Raw genomic sequence first — 19,767 nt, forward strand, 5'->3', positions numbered from 1 at the left:
CTTCACCCGCACGCCACCCGCACCAGTTGCGCGATGCGCGCGGCCTGGTCCTCGTCGGGCACGGTCGATCCGTTGGTCGCGACCTCCTGGACCTTCGCGTTCACTTCCTGGTCGGACGCACCCTCGTCGATGAGCGGACAGGTCTCGGTGACGATGGACTCGATGTCCTGTGTCTCCCGGTCGGCCGACAGCTGCGGGTAACCGGTGCGGAAGGCCGCGACGAAGACATCGAGCTTCGCCTTGTCGAAGATGTCGCCGGCCCGCTCGGCCGCGCTGGACGCGACGCTCTGCACCGACGAGATGGCGCCCTCTGCCTGCTCCTGAACGCTCGTGACCGCGACATCCGCCGAGGAGCGCACGTCCTCGTCGCTGGGAGTGTCGTCGGAGCTGCACGCGGTGAGCGCGAAGGCGGCGGCGATCGCCACAGTCGCAGCGGACACACGCAGGAGTCGGGTCGTGCTCGTTCGGTTCGTCACGTTTCGAGAATGCCACGGCAGGGGACCCTTCAGCGCCGTTTCCGGCGTGTCGTCCGGACCACGCGCGGCGCTCGGTGACCGTAGATTGGCGACTGTCGATCGGTATCGAGCTCGATACATGTCGGAAGGACCGTCGTTGACCGAATCGAAGACCGCGCCCAGCGCAAACAGCAGCGGGAAGCCGTCGGCTGAACCCGACCGCGGGAGCCTGCTGGGCACGGGCGGAATCTGGCTCGCCAAGTGGTCGGCCTGCCTGGTCGTCATCGCCGCCGGTGCGGTGGTGATCGGCTGGATCATCGAGAAGATGTGGGTGATCGTGCTGCCGGTCGCCCTCGCGATCGTCGTCTCCACCATCCTGTGGCCGCCCACCCGCTTCATGACCAAACGCGGCGTTCCTCCGGCTGCTGCGGCCGGCCTGACCCTCGTGATGTTCTTCGCGATCGTCGGCGGCATCATCGCCGGCATCGTCCCGTCGGTGGTCTCCCAGATGCCCGACCTGGCCAACAAGGCCACCGAAGGCATCAACACCGTGCAGGAATGGGTGAAGGGACCCCCGATCAACCTGCGCGACGAACAACTCGACAACGCCGTCCACGCGGTGGTCGAACGAGTGCAGGGCAGTGCTGCCACCATCGCGGGCGGTGTCTTCTCCGGTGTGAGCACGGCGGGCTCGCTGCTCGTCACACTCGCTCTCGTCCTCGTGCTGACCTTCTTCTTCATCAAGGACGGCCCGCGCTTCGTGCCGTGGCTGCACCGCGTGAGCGGTGGCCGCGCCGGACGTCACCTCGAAGCGGTACTCGGCCGCATGTGGGACACGCTGGGCGGGTTCATCCGCACGCAGGCCCTCGTGAGCTTCATCGACGCCCTCTTCATCGGTATCGGCCTGCTGATCCTCGGAGTCCCGCTCGCACCCGTCCTGGCGATCCTCACCTTCATCGGCGGGTTCATTCCCATCGTCGGTGCGTTCGTCGCCGGTGCGCTGGCAGTGCTGGTCGCACTCGTCGCCAACGGTTTCACGACCGCGATCATCGTGCTGGTCCTCATCATCGCCGTGCAGCAGATCGAGGGGAACGTGCTGCAGCCGGTGCTGCAGTCGCGGTCGATGAACCTGCACGCAGCCGTGGTGCTGCTCGCGGTGACGGCCGGATCGTCGCTGTTCGGGATCATCGGTGCGTTCCTGGCGGTGCCGGTCGCGGCGGTGGCCGCGGTGGTCATCCGCTACATCGGCGAACAGATCGACGAACGCGCCAGTGATGGCGACGACGACGAGACGAAGGCACTCCCGGCTCCGGGCGACACCTCCGTGCCCGATCCGAAGCCGGCCTCTCCGGCACCCGCCGCCTCCGAGGACTGAGGGGCGGTCAGCTCGCGACGCGGACGGTGGATCCCGAGCGGCCACGGATGACGTGCAGCCTGCTCGGGATCCGCTGCCGCATCTCGTCGACGTGACTGACCACGCCCACCACACGGCCTCCCGCGCGCAGTTCGTCGAGCACACCCATGACGGCTTCGAGGGAGTCGGCGTCGAGTGAACCGAACCCTTCGTCGATGAACATCGTGTCGAGTACGAGCCCACCGGCCTCGGCGGCGACGACGTCGGCGAGGCCGAGGGCAAGGGCGAGGGACGCCTGGAAGGACTCGCCGCCCGACAGTGTCTTCGTCGATCGCACGGCGCCGGTGTACTCGTCGTGGATGTCGAGACCGAGACCGCCGCGACGCCCCCTGCTTTCGGCCGCGTCGGAGTGCACGAACTCGTAGCGACCGCCGGACATCCTGCGCAGGCGTTCGGAGGCGGCGTCGGCGACCTCCTCGAGTCGCGCCGCGAGCACGTACGAGCGCAACGACATCTTCTTGGCGTTCGACCCCATTCCGGCGACGACGTCGGCGAGCGCGGAGAGTTCGGCGTGTTCGTCGAGCAGCGGGACGAGTTCGGCGCAGGCACGCTCGAGTCGCCGGGAGTAGTTCTCGATGTCGAGGTGCCGGCGCTCGGCCTCGGTGGCCGCGCTCAGGGCGGCCTCGACCGCCGCGGCACCGTCGTCCACCGCTGCGCGCGCGGCCGTCACGTCAGCGACCTCGTCGCCGGTGAGGGCCGCGATCGCCGGGTCGTTCAGCGTGGAGGTAGCCACCGCGCGTTCGTCGTCGGCGGCGCGCAGGACGCGGTCGATCTCGGCGAGCCGCTCGGGTGTCCGGACAGCTGCGCGGGCGCTGTCGAGGTCGGTGAAGCCCGCCTCCGCGGCTGCGGTGCGGGCGTCGGCGGCGCGTTCGTCGGCGGCCGTGCGCGCCTGCAGGGCGGCGGTGCGGGCGTCGAGCAGCGCGGTGGCGGCGGCGGACAGTGCCGCGACCGTCCTCCGTCGCGGGGCGAGCAGGTCGAGGTCGCCGACGGCCTCGACGATGCGCTCGCGGATCTCCGTGATCTCGGCTGCGCGGACCGCGTCCTCGCGGGCGAGTTCGGACAGTTCGGCGTCGAGCCGCTTCTCCTGTTCGGCCAGCACCGTGTCGAGTTTGCGCAGATCCTCGACCGTCGCGCGCAGATGGTCGAGCCGACCGGCGACGGTAGCGGCCTCGTTGTGGACGCGGACCGCCTCGGCGTGGGCGGTGGTGAGTTCGGCGAGTTCGGCATCGCCGCAACGCTGCCGGAGGACGGCCGCGATCCCGGAGAGTTCGGTGACGGCCTCGCGTGCTTCGCTCAGCGCGGCGGCGGCGCGTTGCTCGGCGGCGTGGGCGCGTTCCTCGTCGGCCTTCGTCGCGGTGTCGGGCGCCGGGCGGGCAGGCTCGGGATGTTCGGTGGAACCGCAGACCACGCACGGTTCGCCGTCGGTGAGACGCGCGGCGAGTTCGGCTGCCATTCCGTCGATCCGGCGCTGCCGGACGTCGAGGTGCGCGTCGCGTGCGTGGTTGTATTCGGAGTGCAGTTGCAGTACCCGGGCTTCGAGCCGTTCGAGTTCGTTTCGGCGCGAAGCGAGTTCGGTGGCGGCGTCGAGCGCGTCGGCGGCACGGTCGCGTGCGGTGGACAGGCCGGGGAGCATCGCGGCTGCGCGTTCGGCCTCGGCGACCGCATCAGCAGCGGCGGTCGATCGTTCGGGCAGCGCGGCGCGCTCGTCGATCACCTGCCGACGCTCGTCGGTGAGGGCACGGCGACGTCCGGCGAACTTCTCGCGTTCGTTCTCGAGCTCGGTGAGACGACGACGGCGATCGAGTAGGACGTCGAGTCGCGCTGCCTCCGAGGACCATTCCTCGCATCGAGGTCGGATGATGTCGCGGTCGGCGGCGGACGACATCGGCCCGACAGCGTCGAGGAGATCACGTCCTTCGTCGTCGTTGCGGAGCGGCGCGGCGGCCGTCTCGGCGCGCGCTGCGGCGGCATCGGCCTCGCGCGCGAGGCGGTCGGCCTCCCGATCGACGACCGCGACGCTCACCGCGCGATGCGCGGCGTCGCGTTCGGCTGTCACGGCGACGCGCTGCGTCTGCGTCTGCTCGAGTTCGGCAAGGATGTTCAGGGCGTCGCGGCGGCGGCGGAGTCGGTCGGCGAGAGCGACGGTCTCGTCGAGCCTGCGCCGGTTGACCTCGTCGACGGCGCGGACTCGTGCAAGCGCTGCGGCGGCGTCGTCGCGGCTCTCGGCGGCCTCGGCGAGCAGGCGGCCCGCCCATTCCACCGGATCGGCGTCGGCTCCCGCCTCGATCCCGGCCGACGCGGCCACCTTCGCCGCGAGCACTTCGACCTTCTTCTGTTGCTCGGCAAGCAGTTTCGTTCCGGCACCGCGCCGATCGCGGAACCACTGCTCGACGTCGCCGAAACGGGTGGTGTCGAACAGACGCTCGAGCAGCCTGCCGCGCTCCTCGCTGTTCGCACGCAGGAAGCGGGCGAAGTCGCCCTGCGGAAGGAGCACCACCTGGAAGAACTGTTCGGCGCTCATCCCGAGCAACGACTTGACGACGTCGCCGATCTCCTGGGCGCGGGACAGGTTCTCCCCCGACCCGTCGAGCCAGGTGAGATTCGCCTTGGCCTGCTGCTTGATCGTGCCGGTGCCGCGCTTCTTCGGGCGTTCGAACTCGGGGCTGCGTTCGATGGCCAGACGGCGACCCGCGATGGTCGCCTCGAGCCGGACCGTCGGCACAGCACCCACCCGTGCGTGGTCGGACAGCAACCGGCGCCCCTCGGAGCGAGCACCGGGGACGGTGCCGTAGAGCGCGAACGCGACCGCGTCGAGGATCGACGTCTTGCCCGCGCCCGTCTGCCCGTGCAGTAGGAACAACCCATCGGCGCCGAGCTCGTCGAAGTCGATCTCGACGGTGTCGGCGAACGGACCGAAGGCCGTGATCTCGAGGTGGTGCAGTCTCATGCCGGCACGTCCGTCCGCCACTGCGTGTCGGTCTCGTCGCCGATGCCACGACGACGGTCGACCTCCCTCAACGCTTCGTCGATCCAGCCGCGCTCGCGTTCGGACGGCTCGGAACGCACATCGGTGAGGAACGACGCGGCGATGTCGCGATCACTGCGCCCGCGCACCTTGTCGCGGTAACTGCCCTCCGTGGACCCGGCCGGTCGCTGCCATTCGACGTGCACGGCGTACGGGAACCGCTCCTGCAGGCGACGCATGGCGTCGAGCGGGCGGATCGCGTCGGTCAGCACCGCGGAGACGTAGTGCTCCTCGACGGCGGCATGCGCCGGATCGGCGAGCAGATCGTCCAGTTCGCCTTCGAGACGAGTCAATTCGCGGATCACCGGGAGATCGACCCGCTCGACGGACGCCGCACCCGAGGCGTCGAGGTCGACGACGAAGACCGCCTTGCGGTGCGAGCGCTCGCCGAAGGAGTACGGCAACGGCGATCCCGAGTACCGGACCGTCTCGCTCACCGTCTGCGGGGAATGCAGGTGACCGAGCGCGACGTAGTCGACACCGTCGAACGACGACGCGGCGACCGTCTCGACCCCGCCGACGGAGATGGACCGCTCGGAGTCGCTGGGCTCGCCACCGACGACGAAGGCGTGCGCCAGGACGACCGTGCGGCCGTGCCGATCCGCGACATCGGCGCGCACGCGTTCCATCGCCGCGTCGAGGATCTGCTGGTGCGAACGGGCCTCGGGCACGCCGAGCTCGGCGCGGGTGATCTCGGGTTCGAGATACGGGATGCCGTAGAAGCGGACCGGGCCGTGCTCGTCGTGCAGGACGACAGGGCTGTCGATCTGAGATACGCGGGTGATCAGGTGCAGACCCCCGTGCGCGGCGAAGGCAGCGCCGGCACCGAGCCGGACCGGCGAGTCGTGGTTGCCGGAGGTGGCGACGATGATCGCCCCTGCCTCACGGATGGCCTCGAGGCCGGCGTTGCACACGGCGACCGCGTCGGAACTCGGGATCGACCGGTCGTACACGTCGCCCGGCACGACCACCACGTCGATCCGGCGTTCGGCCACCAGATCGGCGATGGCCCGCAGCGCACGCGCCTGGTCGGCGAGCAGGTCGACACCGTGGAAGGTGCGGCCGATGTGCCAGTCGGAGGTGTGCAGGATCCGCATGGGACAGACGGTAGAGGAGAGGACCGACATCCCCGGATGTCGGGTGGATGTCGCATCGATGAGGCATCATCCGCCACATGACAGCACTCACGGCACTCGGCCTGCTCGTCGCGCTCGGTCTCGGGGTGGTGCTCGGCTGGCTGTTGCGGGCCACCCGCGACGGCGAACGCGCAGCCCGTGCCGAGGCGCAGCTGGCAGCCCTGCGGGACAACGAGGAGCAGCTGCGTCAGTCGCTGGCAGCGGTGAGCGAGGATGCCGCGCGCCGGCAGTCCGGTGCCATCGGCGACCAGGTCTCGCGGCTCGTCGGCCCGTTGAACGAGGCCGTCGGAGCGCTGGCCCGGCAGGTCGAACACGTCGAACGCAACCGCGTGCACGCCTACGCCGGGCTGAGCGAGCAGGTCGAGGGCATGCACCGCGCGTCGCAGCTGCTGTCCACGCGGACCCAGCAGCTGGTCACCGCGCTGCGCGCGCCGCAGATCCGCGGACGATGGGGCGAGATCCAGCTCGAACGCGTCGTCGAGCTCGCCGGGATGGTCCGGCACTGCGACTTCGACACCCAGGTGAGCAAGGACGGGGTGCGCCCCGACCTGCTCGTCTACCTCGCCGGTGGCAAACAGATCGTCGTCGACGCGAAGGTGCCCTTCGCCGCCTATCTGGATGCCGCCGAGGCCGAGGAGCCCGACGAGCGCGACCAGCACCTCACGCGCCACGCACGCCAACTGCGCACCCACATCGACCAACTGGCGGCGAAGGCCTACTGGGAGTCGTTCGACCCGACGCCCGAGTTCGTCGTGTTGTTCGTCCCCGGCGATCCGTTCCTCGATGCCGCGCTCGGCGCCGATCCCGATCTGCTCGAGCACGCTTTCGCCCGGAACGTCATCCTCGCCACACCGACCACGCTCGTCGCGTTGCTGCGCACGATCGCACACACCTGGCGGCAGGAGGCGCTCTCCCGCGACGCCGCGACCATCCACCGATTGGGCCGTGAACTGTACCAACGGCTCGGTGTGGTCGGTTCCCACCTCGATCGGCTCGGCAACCAGCTCGGCAAGGCCGTCGATTCGTTCAACATGACGGTCTCGTCGATGGACACCCGGGTGGGCGTGACGGCCCGCAAACTCCACGACCTGGAAATATTCGACGGTGAGGTGCCCGAGGTGCAGCGTGTCGACGCTTGGCCGCGACGCAGCACTCTGGCAGAAAGAGCAGTGGCGGACGGTCCTGTCGACGAAGCGAGCTGACATCGCCACGCTAATGTCTACGTTGTGTCTGCAACCCAACGTGCACGTTCGGCGGTGCCGCTCGACATGCGGTCGTTGGTGCCTACGGTGCCCGGTGTGCCCTGGTGGGGTGCCGTGGCGATCGCAGCCGGAACGACGCTTCTCGGGGTGCTGCTCGACAGCGCACGCGGGAACGAGCTGACCTCTGCGTTCACTGTCTTCTACGTGCTCGGCTGCGTCGCGGCCGTGGTGGCGGTGCGCTATCGCGGACTGTTCACGGCCATGGCCCAGCCGCCTCTGCTGCTGCTCCTCGCGGTGCCGATCGGTCAGGAGATCGTCTCCTCCGCCAGCACCGGCGGATTGAAGGATCTCGCGCTCAACGTCGCCTATCCGCTGGTGAACCGCTTCCCGGCGATGCTGGTGGCGACACTCCTGGCACTGGCCATCGGCGGTTTCCGGATCTTCGTGACCCGACAGAACACGGGAGTACGTGCCCGTGCGCCGCGAGAGCGGGCGAAGCCGCGGGCAGCGAAGACCGGAACCGCGAAGGACCGCCCCGCTCGCGCCGCGGGCGACCGGCCGACACGCGCTGCAAACGACCGGCCGACCAGGCGTGCGGGCCGGGGGCGACCGGCGACGGCCACCCCTGCGGATGCACGTCGCACCGCTTCGGGCCGCGGGACGCCGGCCGCGAAGGCGTCGGTCCGGGAGGTCGCCGACACCCGATCCCGTCGCCGCGTCCGTCCCGAATCCCCGGCCGCCGAGCAGCCCGCTCCCCGGCGTACCCGCGCTCCCCGACCTGCGGACCCGGTGCAGCCGGAGGTCCGCGAGCCGCGGCGCCGTCCGGCACCCGAGCCGGACACCGGTCGACCGGCGCCCTCCCCCGCACCCACGCAGGGCTACGAGCCGCCGCGCGTGCGGTACCGCGACCGCTACGAGGACTGACCCACACGACGAAGACGACCGGTCACGTGCCGATTCACGGCGGTGACCGGTCGTCTTCGCTCTACGGAACTACCCGGTTCAGCGACGCGACGCGCGCAGTTCGCGCGGGAGAGCGAACACCAGGGTCTCGTTGGCGGTCGTCACCGACTGCACGTCGTGGAAACCGCGCTCGTCGAGGAACTGGACGACGCCCTGAACGAGGATCTCGGGGACCGACGCGCCGGAGGTGATGCCGACGGTCTCGACACCCTCGAGCCAGGCCGGATCGATCTCCTTGGCGTAGTCGACCAGGTGCGCTGCCCGGGCACCCGCACCGAGGGCGACCTCGACGAGCCGCACGGAGTTCGACGAGTTCCGCGACCCCACGACGATCACCAGATCGCACTCGGGCGCCATCGCCTTCACCGCGACCTGGCGGTTCTGCGTGGCGTAGCAGATGTCGTCGCTCGGCGGATCCTGCAGCTGCGGGAACTTCTGGCGCAGACGCTGCACGGTCTGCATCGTCTCGTCGACGCTCAGGGTGGTCTGGGACAGCCAGATGACCTTCGACGGATCGCGCACGGTCACCGAATCGACGGCGTCGGGACCGTCGACGAGCTGCACATGGTCGGGGGCCTCACCTGCGGTGCCCTCGACCTCCTCGTGGCCCTCGTGACCGATGAGCAGGATGTCGAAGTCGTCGCGGGCGAAGCGCTTGGCCTCCTGGTGGACCTTCGTCACCAGCGGGCAGGTCGCGTCGATGGTGCGCAGCTGCCGGGCAGCGGCCGATTCGTGGACCGCGGGCGACACACCGTGCGCCGAGAACACGAGCACGGCACCCTCGGGCACCTCGTCGGTCTCGTCGACGAACACCACGCCGCGGTCGGCGAGCGTGTCGACGACGTGGCGGTTGTGCACGATCTCCTTGCGGACGTAGATCGGCGCACCGTACTTGTCGAGCGCCTTCTCGACGGTCTCGACGGCGCGGTCGACGCCGGCGCAGTAGCCGCGCGGCTCGGCGAGCAGGACGCGCTTTCCGGAGGTGGAGAGACCGGCGGACCGTGTGATCCCGACTTCGAGAGGAACAGGCGCAGACATACCTCCAGAGTACGGGGCGCGTCGGAGTGTGGCTTTCCAGCTCGCAGCCGACGTGCTCCCCGGCTACCAATCACGCCGATCATCGGGCAGTCTTGGGGCATGATCCGTCCACCGTTCCTGGCACGGGTGGCTGCCGGCGTTGCTGTCACCGCGTACGAAGAGACCCTCAAGTTGCCGAGCACAGCCGTTTCGTTGCCGATGACGACGGTGAGCCAGATCCTGCAGACGACGATGCGAGTGCAGCAGGTCATGACCTCGTTCGCCATCAAGGGCGACCAGTTCTTCGAGATCTTCGGAGCGGAGCCCGCCGAGACCGCACAGTGGGCGACCTTCGACGACGACGGCTCGACCCCTTCGGACGAGACCGCGACCTCGACGAACAGCGCCGCGAACGGCGCTCCCGGCCGGTTCGCCCTGTACTCGATCCCGCCGGCCACCGAAGCCGACGCACCCGTGGCCGAGCAGGCCGCACCGGTAAAGGCCGGCACCGCGACGACGAAGGGGCCCGCGAAGAAGACGGCAGCCGAGAAGTCTGCTCCGAAGAAGGCCGCCGCGAAGTCCGCAGACGCCGAGGTCACGAAGATCGGCGAGACCACGGACACGAAGGTCGCCTCCGACGATCGTTCCGAGATCGTCGAATACCTCGACTACGACTCGCTGACCCTCGCCCAACTGCGTGCCCGCCTGCGCGCACTGTCGGTGGACGAGCTCACAGCGGTGCTCGAATACGAGAATGCTCACGCCGCGCGTACTCCGTTCGTGACGATGCTGTCGAACCGGATCACGAGCGCGCGTAACAAGTGACGATCGGACAGAACGCGGCACGCCCGAACTCCGCGGAGCAGCCCTGGCCCGTCCGCACCGTGGCGCAGAAGGTCGCCGGGTGGATCGACAAGCTCGGCACCATCTGGGTCGAAGGGCAGATCACGCAGATCAACGCCCGCCCCGGGACGCGGACGGCGTTTTTGACCCTGCGCGACCCGTCGGTGGACATGTCCCTGCAGGTGACCTGTTCACCCCAGTTGTTGCAGCAATCGGGGGTGCCGCTCACCGAGGGCAGCCGCGTGATCATGTTCGGGAAGATGACCTTCTGGCCCGGCCGCGGCAGTCTGGCGCTGCGAGTCACGGAGATCCGGGCCGTCGGTATCGGTGAACTGCTCGCGCGGCTCGAACGACTGCGTGCGTTGCTCGCGGCCGAGGGACTGTTCGACCCGCGGTTGAAGCGCCCCCTCCCCTTCCTGCCGCGCCGCGTCGGTCTGGTCACCAGCCGCGGCAGCGCGGCCGAACGCGACGTGCTGTCGGTCGCGCAGCGTCGCTGGCCGGCCGTGCAGTTCGACGTCCGCCACGCGACGGTGCAGGGCCCGACCGCGGTCACGCAACTCATCGACGCCATCGAAGCACTCGACAAGGACCCGGACGTCGACGTGATCGTCCTCGCCCGCGGCGGCGGCAGCGTCGAGGATCTGCTGCCCTTCTCCGACGAGGCGCTGTGCCGCGCGATCGCCGCGTGTACGACGCCCGTGGTCAGCGCGATCGGCCACGAGCCCGACAGTCCGCTCTGTGATCACGTCGCCGACCTGCGGGCCGCGACCCCGACCGACGCCGCGAAGCGCGTCGTACCCGATGCGGTTGCCGAACTCGATCTCGTCGACGAACTGAGAGCACGGTCGGCGGCGGCGCTGCGCAACTGGGTCCGGCGCGAGGAACACGTGATCGCACAGTTGCGCGACCGTCCCGTCCTGGCCGATCCATTCCGCGATCTCGACCGGCGGAACGAGGAGATCGAGCGGTTGCAGCACGCGGCACGACGCGACGTCACGCGATTGATCTCGTCGCAATCGTCGACGCTCGAACACCTGCGGGCACGGTTGGCGACCCTCGGGCCCGCGGCGACCCTGGCGCGTGGCTACGCCGTGGTCCAGCGGATCGTGCCGGGCAGCGCCCCCGAAGTGGTACGCACACTCGACGAGATGCCCATCGGCACCCAGCTGCGAGTGCGCGTGGCGGACGGCGCGGCCCGCGCCGCCGTCATGGGACACGAACGACAAGGAAGATCAGGACAGTGACGAACGCGGGAACCGACGACGCCAACGCCGATGTGCGGGAGTTCGGCTACGAGCGAGCTCGGGACGAACTCGTCAACGTCGTGAAGATGCTCGAGCAGGGCGGACTCGACCTCGACGACTCGTTGCAGCTGTGGGAGCGCGGCGAGGCACTCGCGCAGCGCTGCGAGGAACATCTCGCCGGCGCCCGCGAACGTGTCGAGCAGGCGCTCTCCCTCGCGGACGACGAGGACGAAGACGACGAGTACGAGGACGAGGACTGACCTCGACCGAGCTCACGATCAGGGCTCGGTCGCTCCGACCCGGATCAGGGTTCGAGGGGCTCGGCCCTGCCCGCGGCGGTGGCCAGGGTCGTGAACTCGGCCTCGTCGCCGGAGCCACCGATCAGGATGCGCACGTCGCCGAAGTCCGACACCCAGAGCGCTTCGACGCCCTCGCCGCCGTAGACCACCCAGTCGTGGCCCTCGACGGACCTGGTGTCGGTGGCGGTGCGGGCACCTCCGGCGACGAATCGCACCAGTTCGTCCTCACCGGCATCCGATTGGGTGAAGCGCACGTAGCGACCTGCAGGAGTGATGAAACCGACGGTGCTCGAATCGCCGCCCTGGTTACCGGAAACGATGCTGCGGCTACCGGAGTTGGGCTGCCAGTCCTCGGGCACCTCGGGGTGGCGGATCGGGAATCCGAGTTCCGCCGCGTCGTACTTCAGGCCGGCATCGATGTCGAAGCTCGGCACGGGACCCGCCGTGGGTCCGCCGGGCTTGAACTCGCACTGGCTGGCGATCGCCGCGATGAAGAGGATCAGCACGAGCAGCGGGATCAGCGACCACGCCATATCTCGACCGTCTTGCAGGATGCGAGGTTTCTTGGATGCCACCCGTCCAGTCTGACAGCTACGAAACGGGCAGGCTCAGGCCGGGCGGGTCCGACAGCCCACACCATCGGCCGTGATGAGACAATAGCCACGCGACACACACGGATCGTGCGGGCGCCCTCGGCGCCCGCTCCCCCTGCCGGCGCAACCCGCGTCGACCGAAAAGTCTCCAGGAGGCAGTAGCCCATGACGGCCAGCACCCCACGCCGCGAAGCTCCGGACCGCAACCTCGCGCTCGAACTGGTCCGCGTCACCGAGGCCGCGGCGATGGCGGCCGGCCGGTGGGTCGGACGCGGCGACAAGGAAGGTGGCGACGGCGCCGCCGTCGACGCGATGCGGCACATGGTCAGCTCCGTGTCGATGCAGGGTGTCGTCGTGATCGGTGAGGGCGAGAAGGACGAAGCGCCCATGCTGTACAACGGTGAGGAGGTCGGCAACGGCGACGGTCCGCTGTGCGACGTCGCGGTCGACCCCATCGACGGCACGACCCTCATGTCGAAGGGCGCTCCCGGCGCGATCGCGGTGCTCGCCGTGGCCGAGCGGGGCGCGATGTTCGATCCGTCCGCCGTGTTCTACATGGAGAAGATCGCCGTCGGTCCCGAGGCCGCCGACGTCATCGACATCACCGCCCCGATCGCGGAGAACATCCGCCGTGTCGCGAAGGCGAAGAACATCGCGCACGCCGACCTGACCGTGACGATCCTCGACCGTCCGCGCCACGCGCAGATCATCAGGGAGGTGCGCGAGGCGGGTGCCCGCATCCGTTTGATCTCCGACGGCGACGTCGCCGGCGCGATTGCCGCTGCACGTCCGGGTTCGGGTGTCGACATGCTGCTCGGCATCGGCGGTACCCCCGAGGGCATCATCGCCGCGGCCGCGATGCGCTGCATGGGTGGTGCGCTGCAGGGTCGCCTGGCACCGAAGGACGACGCCGAGCGCCAGAAGGCGATCGACGCCGGACACGATCTCGACCGTGTCCTCACCACCACCGATCTCGTCACCGGCGAGAACATCTTCTTCTGCGCGACCGGCGTCACCGACGGTGAGCTGCTCCGCGGCGTCCGCTACTCCGCCGGGGGCGCGGAGACGCAGTCGATCGTGATGCGCAGCAAGTCGGGCACGGTCCGCATGATCGAGGCGTACCACCGCCTGCAGAAGCTCAGCGAGTTCTCGTCCATCGACTTCCACGGTGTCGCCGGCTCCCCGCCGCCCATGCCCTGATCATCACTGCCCTGATCATCACTGCCCTGATCATCACTGCCCTGATCGTCACCGATCCTTCCGAGGAGGGGCACTGCACCGAGTTCTGGTGCAGTGCCCCTCCTCATTCGTTCCGGCGGCATAACGTGGAGGACATGACCGACACCGAACAGTCTTCTCAGCAGTTCCGTATCGAACGCGACACGATGGGCGAGGTCCAGGTTCCGGTCGACGCCTTGTGGCGCGCCCAGACGCAGCGCGCCGTGGAGAACTTCCCGATCTCGGGCCGTGGACTCGAACGCGCACAGATCCGCGCGCTGGGTCTGCTCAAGAGCGCCTGCGCCCGGGTGAACAAGGACCTGGGTCTGCTCGACCCCGACAAGGCCGACGCGATCGTCGCGGCCGCCGATGCCATCGCCGCGGGTGAGTACGACGACCAGTTCCCGATCGACGTCTTCCAGACCGGTTCGGGCACGAGCTCGAACATGAACACCAACGAGGTCATCGCGTCGCTCGCCGCGAAGGCCGGCGTCACGGTCCACCCCAACGACGACGTCAACATGTCGCAGTCGTCGAACGACACTTTCCCCACCGCGACGCATGTCGCCGCGACCGAGGCGACGGTGAAGGATCTGATCCCCGCCCTCGAGCACCTGCACGGTGCCCTCGCCGAGAAGGCGAAGGAGTGGCGCGCGGTCGTCAAGTCGGGTCGTACGCACCTGATGGATGCGGTCCCGGTGACCCTGGGCCAGGAGTTCGGTGGTTACGCCCGCCAGATCGAGGCCGGGATCGAACGTCTCCGCGCGACCCTCCCCCGCCTCGGCGAACTGCCGATCGGCGGTACCGCGGTGGGCACGGGCCTCAACGCACCGGCGGATTTCGGGGCGCGTGTCGTGGCCGTGCTCGTCGAGACCACGGGGCTCGACGAGTTGCAGGGGGCCCGCAACAGTTTCGAGGCTCAGGCCGCGCGTGACGCTCTGGTCGAGGTGTCCGGGGCGCTGCGCACCGTCGCCGTGTCGCTGACGAAGATCGCCAACGACATCCGCTGGATGGGGTCCGGTCCGCTCACGGGTCTGGCCGAGATCCAGCTCCCCGATCTGCAGCCCGGTAGTTCGATCATGCCGGGCAAGGTCAATCCCGTTCTTCCCGAAGCGGTTACGCAGGTCGCCGCGCAGGTGGTGGGCAACGACACCACTGTGGCGTGGAGCGGCGCGGCCGGGGCGTTCGAACTCAACGTCTACATCCCGGTGATGGCCCGCAACGTCCTCGAGTCGATTCGTTTGCTCGCCAACGTCTCCCGACTGTTCGCCGATCGCTGCATCACCGGGCTGGTCGCGAACGTCGAACATCTGCGCACACTGGCGGAGTCGTCGCCGTCGATCGTCACTCCCCTCAACTCCGCGATCGGATACGAGGAGGCGGCCGCCGTCGCCAAGGAGGCGCTGAAGGAGAAGAAGACGATCCGTCAGACCGTCGTGGACCGCGGCCTCGTCGGCGACCGCCTGAGCGAGGAGGAACTGGACCGCCGCCTCGACGTCCTGGCGATGACGCGGGTGGACGAGGAGTCCTGACCCGCAGGGTCCCGGCCGGCCCCCGCCTGCATCCGCTACGAATTTCGCCATCCGCTACAGCAATTGCTGTAGCGGATGGCGAAAACGTGAGCGGATAGCGAGGGCTCAGCGAGCCGGGAGTCACCTCACTCCTGGACCACCTCGGTCCCGGCGCCGGGCGCCCACGTGATGTAACCGAACTGGAAGTTGCTTCGCGCACCGTCGGGGGTCTGTTCCTCGTCGGTGATCGGGAAGCCCAGGTCGCCACCGGCACCACCCGCGGCCTCCCAGGCCGTGCGGATCTCACCCCACACGATGTGGGAATCGGTGTCGGGGCTCCACGCGATGATGCCGCCCTCGAACTCCGCGACGTAACCGTCGCCGACTTCCTCCTGCTGGCCGGTCGCGGCGCCGAGCGGGCTGGACGCACCGCCGACCTCGGCGTACTTCTGCAGGATCGGCCCGCTGAGTTCGACCTGCTCGCCGTCCGGTCCCGGCACCGCACTGGACCGATCCGCCGCGGGCTCGTCGGCCTCGGGCGAATCGTCGCCCTGCGTGATCGATTCGACGGCGCTCTCCGCCCCGGATGCCACGCTCTCCGCGGCGGATTGGACCGCGCTGGTCGCGCTGCCCACCGTGTCCTCCGCGGATTGGTCGTCGCTGCAACCGGCGACCACCAGTCCGATCGCCGCTGCGGCCGCCACCAACGCTGCTCTGCGTCGGGGAATTCGATTCATCGGTTCGCTCCTGTCACTGAGAGGACGGGTACCTGATTTCAGGGTGCCCGACTCCTCGGCGACACAACCCGGTTTCCGGTGATTCCGTGCCGTGCACCATTCCGCCCCACCCCAGGTCTCCTGCCGTTACCATGCGACGCAGCCGACGCCGAGGAGAACGATGAGCACACAGACCGTCACCGCGCACGACGCCGTCGCCACGGTGACCGATTTCCTGGAGGCAACGGCCGCCGAGGACATCGACCGCGCCGCCTCGCTGATCACCGACGACATCGCATGGCACAACACCTGGCTCCCCACCATCCGCGGAGGCTCCCGGGTCCGGAAGATCCTCGCAGGTCTCGCGCGACCTTCGATGGGCTTCGGCGTCGTCGTCCACCACATCGCGGCCGACGACGACATCGTGCTCACCGAACGCACCGACATCCTGCGCTTCGGGCCGGTGCGCATCGAGTTCTGGGTGTGCGGCACCTTCGAAGTGCGTGGCGGACGGATCGCCGTGTGGGACGACCACTTCGACGTCCTCACCTTCCTCCGCGGAACCGTCGTGGGCGTCCTGCGCGCCGTCCTGCGTCGCTCCTGACGCTCCTCGCCCTCACCGCTTCCCGAGGCTGCCCGCATAGAATCCGTTCGTCGCCGAACCGTTCGGCGACGGATCAGCAGGGAGCGATGACATGTCCGACGCCGAGCACACTCCGGGATTCACGACGGGTCTGGAGATCCGGCGCGAAGTGATGGGTGACGACTTCGTCGAGCGGGCGTTCGAGAGTTCCCATGGCACCGACTCCGAGGCGATGCAGGAGTTCGTGACCGAGCACGCCTGGGGCGCCGTGTGGTCGCGCCCCGGCCTGGACCGCCGCAGCCGCAGCCTGCTCAACCTGGGCATGCTCATCGCGTTGCGTGCCGAGAACGAACTGCGCGGACACGTCCGCGGTGCCCTGCGCAACGGACTCGACCGCACGGAGATCGTCGAATCCGTCATCCACTGCTCGGCGTACTGCGGCGCTCCCGCCGGACTCGCTGCGATGCGCGTCGTCCAGGAAGTGCTCGAGACCGAACTCGGCCCTCTCCCCGAGGACACCGACACCTCCGACGAGGCCTGACGACGACGGCGCGTCCGGCATTGCCGGACGCGCCGTGTCGGCCGTGCCCGGGCGTCAGGCGCCCGGAGCGAACTCCTCGAGCATCTCCGTCACCAGCGCCGCGATCGGCGACCGCTCACTGCGGGTGAGCGTGACGTGCGCGAACAGCGGATGTCCCTTGAGCTTCTCGATGACCGCCGCGACACCGTCGTGCCGGCCGACACGCAGGTTGTCGCGCTGGGCGACGTCGTGGGTGAGCACGACGCGCGATCCCGCACCGAGCCGCGACAGGACGGTGAGCAGCACGTTGCGTTCGAGCGACTGTGCCTCGTCGACGACGACGAACGAATCGTGCAGCGACCGGCCGCGAATGTGCGTGAGCGGCAGCACTTCCAGCATTCCGCGGCTGAGCACCTCCTCGAGCACCGCCGGGCTGGCGAGTCCTTCGAGGGTGTCGAAGACCGCCTGCCCCCACGGATTCATCTTCTCGGCCTCGGTACCCGGCAGGTAGCCGAGTTCCTGCCCACCCACCGCGTAGAGCGGCCGGAAGACCACCACCTTGCGGTGGGTTCGTCTTTCCAGGACGGCCTCGAGTCCCGCCGTCAGTGCCAGCGCGGACTTTCCGGTTCCGGCCTTGCCGCCGAGGGAGACGATGCCGACGGATTCGTCGAGCAGCAGGTCGAGGGCGACGCGCTGTTCGGCGGAGCGCCCGTGCAGTCCGAACGCCTCCCGGTCGCCGCGGACGAGCTGCACCCGCTTGTCGGCGGTGACCCGGCCGAGCGCGCTGGAGGAGCCACCGAGAAGCCTGATCCCCGTGTGGCACGGCAGATCCCGCGCATCGTCGATGTCGACGATGCCCTCGGTGAACATCTCGTCGATGAGGGTCCGGTCGACCTCGAGTTCGGTCATGCCCGTCCATCCCGAGATCACCACGTCCTGGGCGTGGTACTCGTCGGCGTCGAGGCCGACGGCACCGGCCTTGACGCGCAACGGGATGTCCTTGCTGACGAGCACCACGTCGCGTCCCTCGGTGGCCAGGTTCAGGGCGCACGCGAGGATGCGGGAGTCGTTGGTGTCGGTGCGGAATCCCGCGGGCAGGACCATGGGGTCGGTGTGATTGAGCTCCACGTGGAGGGTGCCACCCTCGTCCCCGATAGGGATGGGCTGGTCGAGGCGTCCGTGCCGCTGCCGCAGGTCGTCGAGCAGGCGCAGCGATTCGCGAGCGAACCAGCCGAGTTCGTGGTGGTGCCGTTTCCCTTCGAGTTCGCCGATCACGACCAGCGGAAGGACGACTTCGTGCTCGGCGAACCTGGTGACCGCCCAAGGGTCGGAGAGCAACACTGAAGTGTCCAGCACGTAGGTGCGTACAGCGGATTCTTTCGCAGCGGCGGTACCGGAGGCGTGGCCGGAGCGGGTGGGGACGGAGCGTGTTGCGTTCACGTGGGGCTCCTCGGCCCGGACGGCACCGCCCGGACGTATTCGGTGGGCCGGTGGGTCCCCGGTGTCGTCACGACCACGGAGGCCCGGTGCCGGCCCCCTCGCTCGGACTGTGTCAGCCACACGATCAGGGACCTCCCGTGTAGACGGCACCTGCGCCGCCTACACCCCCGACGCTAACCCCGATACGGGCGATTCGCTCGATGGCGGAGGAAGCGTGTCGGTGAAGATCGCGTTAACGACACCTCATAAGTACCCCTGAACCCCAGCAAACACGGTCGGCTCCGCTGCGTCAGGAACGCGAACCCGTGGATCGCGCGGCGTACGGTCACTCGACCGTCACCGGATGCGCGCTCGGTTCCACCGTCGCGCCGCGCAGTCGTCGCAGCACCAGGGTCACGAGCAGCGCGAGGACGGCCATCGCGGCGCTGTACCAGACGACCGCGTCCGGGGCGTCGAAGATGCCGCCGAACAGACCCGCGACGAGCGCACCGACCGACATGCCCGCGACCTCCTGGGCGGACCACAGACCGTTCACCCGGCCCAGCAGCGTGTGCGGCGTGTGCGTCTGGATCAGCGAGTAGCGCAGCACCTCCTGCACGGCCCCGAACACACCGACGATCACGAGCAGCACGACGGTGAGCGCCAGGACGGACGTGAAGCCGACCAGTGCCTGGACGACGAATCCGAGGACCAGGGCGGTGAGCAGCACGCGGCCGGGCCGCACCGAACGGCCGAGCCATCCACTGGTGACCGTGGCCGCGGCGGCGCCGAGCGCGATCGCCGCGTACATGACGCCGATGGCGACCGCATTGCCCTCGAAACGCGCGTCGGCAAAGGCCGGCACGAGCACGAGCACACCGCCGCCGAGCATGGCGACGACGCCGGCGATCATCACCCCGCCGACGACGCGTTCGCGGCGCAGGAAGCCGGTCACCGTCTCCGCGGGTGCGTCGGCGTCGTGCCCGGCGTCCGCCGTCGGTGGGTTCAGCGCCGGCAGGCCCGAGAGCAGGGTGACGGTCACGGCGGTGCCGATCGCGGCCACCCAGTAGTTCCACGCCACCGAGAACGTCGCGATCACGAGACCGCCGAGCGCCGGGGACAGGACGGCTCCCGCGCGGGCGCTGAGCACGTTGAGCGCACCGACGGCGACGAGCTGGTCCTTGGGGACGAGCGTGGGCACGACTGCCAGCAGAGCCGCGATGCTGATCGACCCGATCAGGCCGTTGACGACCGTCAGGGCGATGATCGCCGGCACCGAGGGCGACGACAGACCGGCGTTGACGGCCAGTCCGACGAAGGTGAGACCGGAGACGGTGCGGGCGAACAGGATCAGGAACTTGCGGTTGTAGCGGTCGGCGAGCATGCCGCCGAGCAGCATGCCGCCGATCGCAGCGCCCCCTTCGAGCGCGGAGACCAGACCCACCATCGGCGACGATCCGGTCAGGTCGTAGACCTGGATCGGTACGCCGACCATGAGCATCCCGATACCGAAGATCGAGATGGTGCGAGCGATGAAGATCCGGCGGAAGGCCGCGCTCTCGCGCAGCGGCCGCAGATCGAAGAGGGCGCCGTTGCTCATTGCCGGGCC

The 19,767-nt window shown here is 69.2% G+C and carries 18 protein-coding genes; 10 read left to right on the forward strand and 8 right to left on the reverse strand.

Going from position 1 to position 19,767, the window contains the following annotated elements; all coding sequences use genetic code 11:
- Positions 1–2 precede the first annotated feature (2 nt).
- Positions 3–440 carry a hypothetical protein gene (locus tag BLV31_RS19775; protein ID WP_081263397.1) on the reverse strand — a complete coding sequence of 146 codons (438 nt, stop codon included), beginning with the start codon at positions 438–440 and terminating at the stop codon, positions 3–5.
- Between the two features lie 172 nt (positions 441–612).
- Here BLV31_RS19775 and BLV31_RS19780 point away from each other — a divergent pair, with 172 nt between their 5' ends.
- Positions 613–1,830, forward strand: coding sequence for an AI-2E family transporter (locus BLV31_RS19780; protein ID WP_064060531.1), 1,218 nt, complete (start codon positions 613–615; stop codon positions 1,828–1,830).
- A gap of 7 nt (positions 1,831–1,837) precedes the next feature.
- Here the strand turns inward: BLV31_RS19780 and BLV31_RS19785 are convergent, their stop codons facing one another.
- Together BLV31_RS19785 and BLV31_RS19790 are read right to left on the reverse strand one after the other, a co-directional pair.
- Entirely contained in the window at positions 1,838–4,816 is a 2,979-nt protein-coding gene (locus BLV31_RS19785; RefSeq protein ID WP_064060532.1) for an AAA family ATPase, read from the reverse strand.
- Positions 4,813–5,991, reverse strand: coding sequence for an exonuclease SbcCD subunit D (locus BLV31_RS19790; protein WP_006553912.1), 1,179 nt, complete (start codon positions 5,989–5,991; stop codon positions 4,813–4,815). Before BLV31_RS19790 ends, BLV31_RS19785 begins: the two co-directional genes overlap by 4 nt.
- 77 nt (positions 5,992–6,068) lie before the next feature.
- On the opposite strand from BLV31_RS19790, the gene BLV31_RS19795 reads away from it, so the two are divergent.
- Together BLV31_RS19795 and BLV31_RS19800 are read left to right on the forward strand one after the other, a co-directional pair.
- Positions 6,069–7,232: a DNA recombination protein RmuC gene (locus BLV31_RS19795; protein ID WP_064060521.1), complete on the forward strand. Its 1,164-nt coding sequence runs from the start codon at positions 6,069–6,071 to the stop codon at positions 7,230–7,232.
- A 24-nt stretch (positions 7,233–7,256) separates the two neighbouring features.
- The gene (locus tag BLV31_RS19800) at positions 7,257–8,156 is read left to right on the forward strand and encodes a DUF6542 domain-containing protein (RefSeq protein WP_248846201.1); all 900 of its coding nucleotides are present in this window, start codon (positions 7,257–7,259) and stop codon (positions 8,154–8,156) included.
- Positions 8,157–8,234: 78 nt separating this feature from the next.
- On the opposite strand, the gene BLV31_RS19805 is transcribed toward BLV31_RS19800, so the two are convergent.
- A complete protein-coding gene (locus tag BLV31_RS19805) occupies positions 8,235–9,233 on the reverse strand; it encodes a 4-hydroxy-3-methylbut-2-enyl diphosphate reductase (protein ID WP_006553909.1) in 999 nt (332 codons plus the stop codon).
- A gap of 99 nt (positions 9,234–9,332) precedes the next feature.
- On the opposite strand from BLV31_RS19805, the gene BLV31_RS19810 reads away from it, so the two are divergent.
- From BLV31_RS19810 to BLV31_RS19820, 3 genes are read left to right on the forward strand one after another with little or no spacing between them, the layout of a single operon-like run.
- On the forward strand, positions 9,333–10,037 hold the full coding sequence (locus tag BLV31_RS19810; protein WP_006553908.1) for a lipid droplet-associated protein: 705 nt from the start codon (positions 9,333–9,335) through the stop codon (positions 10,035–10,037).
- Positions 10,034–11,299, forward strand: coding sequence for an exodeoxyribonuclease VII large subunit (gene xseA, locus BLV31_RS19815; protein ID WP_064060523.1), 1,266 nt, complete (start codon positions 10,034–10,036; stop codon positions 11,297–11,299). Before BLV31_RS19810 ends, xseA begins: the two co-directional genes overlap by 4 nt.
- The gene (locus tag BLV31_RS19820) at positions 11,296–11,559 is read left to right on the forward strand and encodes an exodeoxyribonuclease VII small subunit (protein ID WP_033097244.1); all 264 of its coding nucleotides are present in this window, start codon (positions 11,296–11,298) and stop codon (positions 11,557–11,559) included. Before xseA ends, BLV31_RS19820 begins: the two co-directional genes overlap by 4 nt.
- Before the next feature lie 44 nt (positions 11,560–11,603).
- Here the strand turns inward: BLV31_RS19820 and BLV31_RS19825 are convergent, their stop codons facing one another.
- The gene (locus BLV31_RS19825) at positions 11,604–12,173 is read right to left on the reverse strand and encodes a DUF4245 domain-containing protein (protein ID WP_024103281.1); all 570 of its coding nucleotides are present in this window, start codon (positions 12,171–12,173) and stop codon (positions 11,604–11,606) included.
- 183 nt (positions 12,174–12,356) lie between these two features.
- Between BLV31_RS19825 and glpX the strand changes: the two genes are divergently transcribed.
- Together glpX and BLV31_RS19835 are read left to right on the forward strand one after the other, a co-directional pair.
- Positions 12,357–13,391, forward strand: coding sequence for a class II fructose-bisphosphatase (gene glpX / locus BLV31_RS19830; protein WP_006553904.1), 1,035 nt, complete (start codon positions 12,357–12,359; stop codon positions 13,389–13,391).
- Positions 13,392–13,525: 134 nt separating this feature from the next.
- Positions 13,526–14,941: a class II fumarate hydratase gene (locus tag BLV31_RS19835; RefSeq protein ID WP_064060533.1), complete on the forward strand. Its 1,416-nt coding sequence runs from the start codon at positions 13,526–13,528 to the stop codon at positions 14,939–14,941.
- A 125-nt stretch (positions 14,942–15,066) separates the two neighbouring features.
- Here BLV31_RS19835 and BLV31_RS19840 read toward each other — a convergent pair whose 3' ends face one another.
- Positions 15,067–15,657, reverse strand: coding sequence for an LGFP repeat-containing protein (locus tag BLV31_RS19840; protein WP_232238033.1), 591 nt, complete (start codon positions 15,655–15,657; stop codon positions 15,067–15,069).
- A 160-nt stretch (positions 15,658–15,817) separates the two neighbouring features.
- Here BLV31_RS19840 and BLV31_RS19845 point away from each other — a divergent pair, with 160 nt between their 5' ends.
- Entirely contained in the window at positions 15,818–16,240 is a 423-nt protein-coding gene (locus tag BLV31_RS19845; protein WP_064060524.1) for a limonene-1,2-epoxide hydrolase family protein, read from the forward strand.
- Positions 16,241–16,331: 91 nt separating this feature from the next.
- Complete coding sequence (locus BLV31_RS19850; protein WP_064060525.1) at positions 16,332–16,760, forward strand: carboxymuconolactone decarboxylase family protein; 429 nt, start codon at positions 16,332–16,334, stop codon at positions 16,758–16,760.
- 54 nt (positions 16,761–16,814) lie between these two features.
- On the opposite strand, the gene phoH2 is transcribed toward BLV31_RS19850, so the two are convergent.
- Together phoH2 and entS are read right to left on the reverse strand one after the other, a co-directional pair.
- A complete protein-coding gene (gene phoH2 / locus BLV31_RS19855) occupies positions 16,815–18,179 on the reverse strand; it encodes an RNA 5'-3' helicase PhoH2 (RefSeq protein ID WP_024103276.1) in 1,365 nt (454 codons plus the stop codon).
- A 325-nt stretch (positions 18,180–18,504) separates the two neighbouring features.
- Positions 18,505–19,758 (reverse strand): enterobactin transporter EntS, encoded by a 1,254-nt coding sequence (entS, locus tag BLV31_RS19860; RefSeq protein ID WP_006553898.1) that lies wholly within the window; start codon positions 19,756–19,758, stop codon positions 18,505–18,507.
- Positions 19,759–19,767 lie beyond the last annotated feature (9 nt).

It is taken from the genome of Rhodococcus pyridinivorans, assembly GCF_900105195.1.
Classification (GTDB): domain Bacteria; phylum Actinomycetota; class Actinomycetes; order Mycobacteriales; family Mycobacteriaceae; genus Rhodococcus; species Rhodococcus pyridinivorans.

Bases quoted from the DNA above. Each gene is read 5' to 3' on its own strand.
- BLV31_RS19790 (WP_006553912.1), bottom strand. From the start codon at position 5,991: ATGCGGATCCTGCACACCTCCGACTGGCACATCGGCCGCACCTTCCAC.
- entS (WP_006553898.1), bottom strand. From the start codon at position 19,758: ATGAGCAACGGCGCCCTCTTCGATCTGCGGCCGCTGCGCGAGAGCGCG.
- BLV31_RS19840 (WP_232238033.1), bottom strand. From the start codon at position 15,657: ATGAATCGAATTCCCCGACGCAGAGCAGCGTTGGTGGCGGCCGCAGCG.
- BLV31_RS19795 (WP_064060521.1), top strand. From the start codon at position 6,069: ATGACAGCACTCACGGCACTCGGCCTGCTCGTCGCGCTCGGTCTCGGG.
- BLV31_RS19810 (WP_006553908.1), top strand. From the start codon at position 9,333: ATGATCCGTCCACCGTTCCTGGCACGGGTGGCTGCCGGCGTTGCTGTC.
- BLV31_RS19805 (WP_006553909.1), bottom strand. From the start codon at position 9,233: ATGTCTGCGCCTGTTCCTCTCGAAGTCGGGATCACACGGTCCGCCGGT.
- glpX (WP_006553904.1), top strand. From the start codon at position 12,357: ATGACGGCCAGCACCCCACGCCGCGAAGCTCCGGACCGCAACCTCGCG.
- BLV31_RS19785 (WP_064060532.1), bottom strand. From the start codon at position 4,816: ATGAGACTGCACCACCTCGAGATCACGGCCTTCGGTCCGTTCGCCGAC.
- BLV31_RS19845 (WP_064060524.1), top strand. From the start codon at position 15,818: ATGAGCACACAGACCGTCACCGCGCACGACGCCGTCGCCACGGTGACC.
- BLV31_RS19850 (WP_064060525.1), top strand. From the start codon at position 16,332: ATGTCCGACGCCGAGCACACTCCGGGATTCACGACGGGTCTGGAGATC.
- BLV31_RS19835 (WP_064060533.1), top strand. From the start codon at position 13,526: ATGACCGACACCGAACAGTCTTCTCAGCAGTTCCGTATCGAACGCGAC.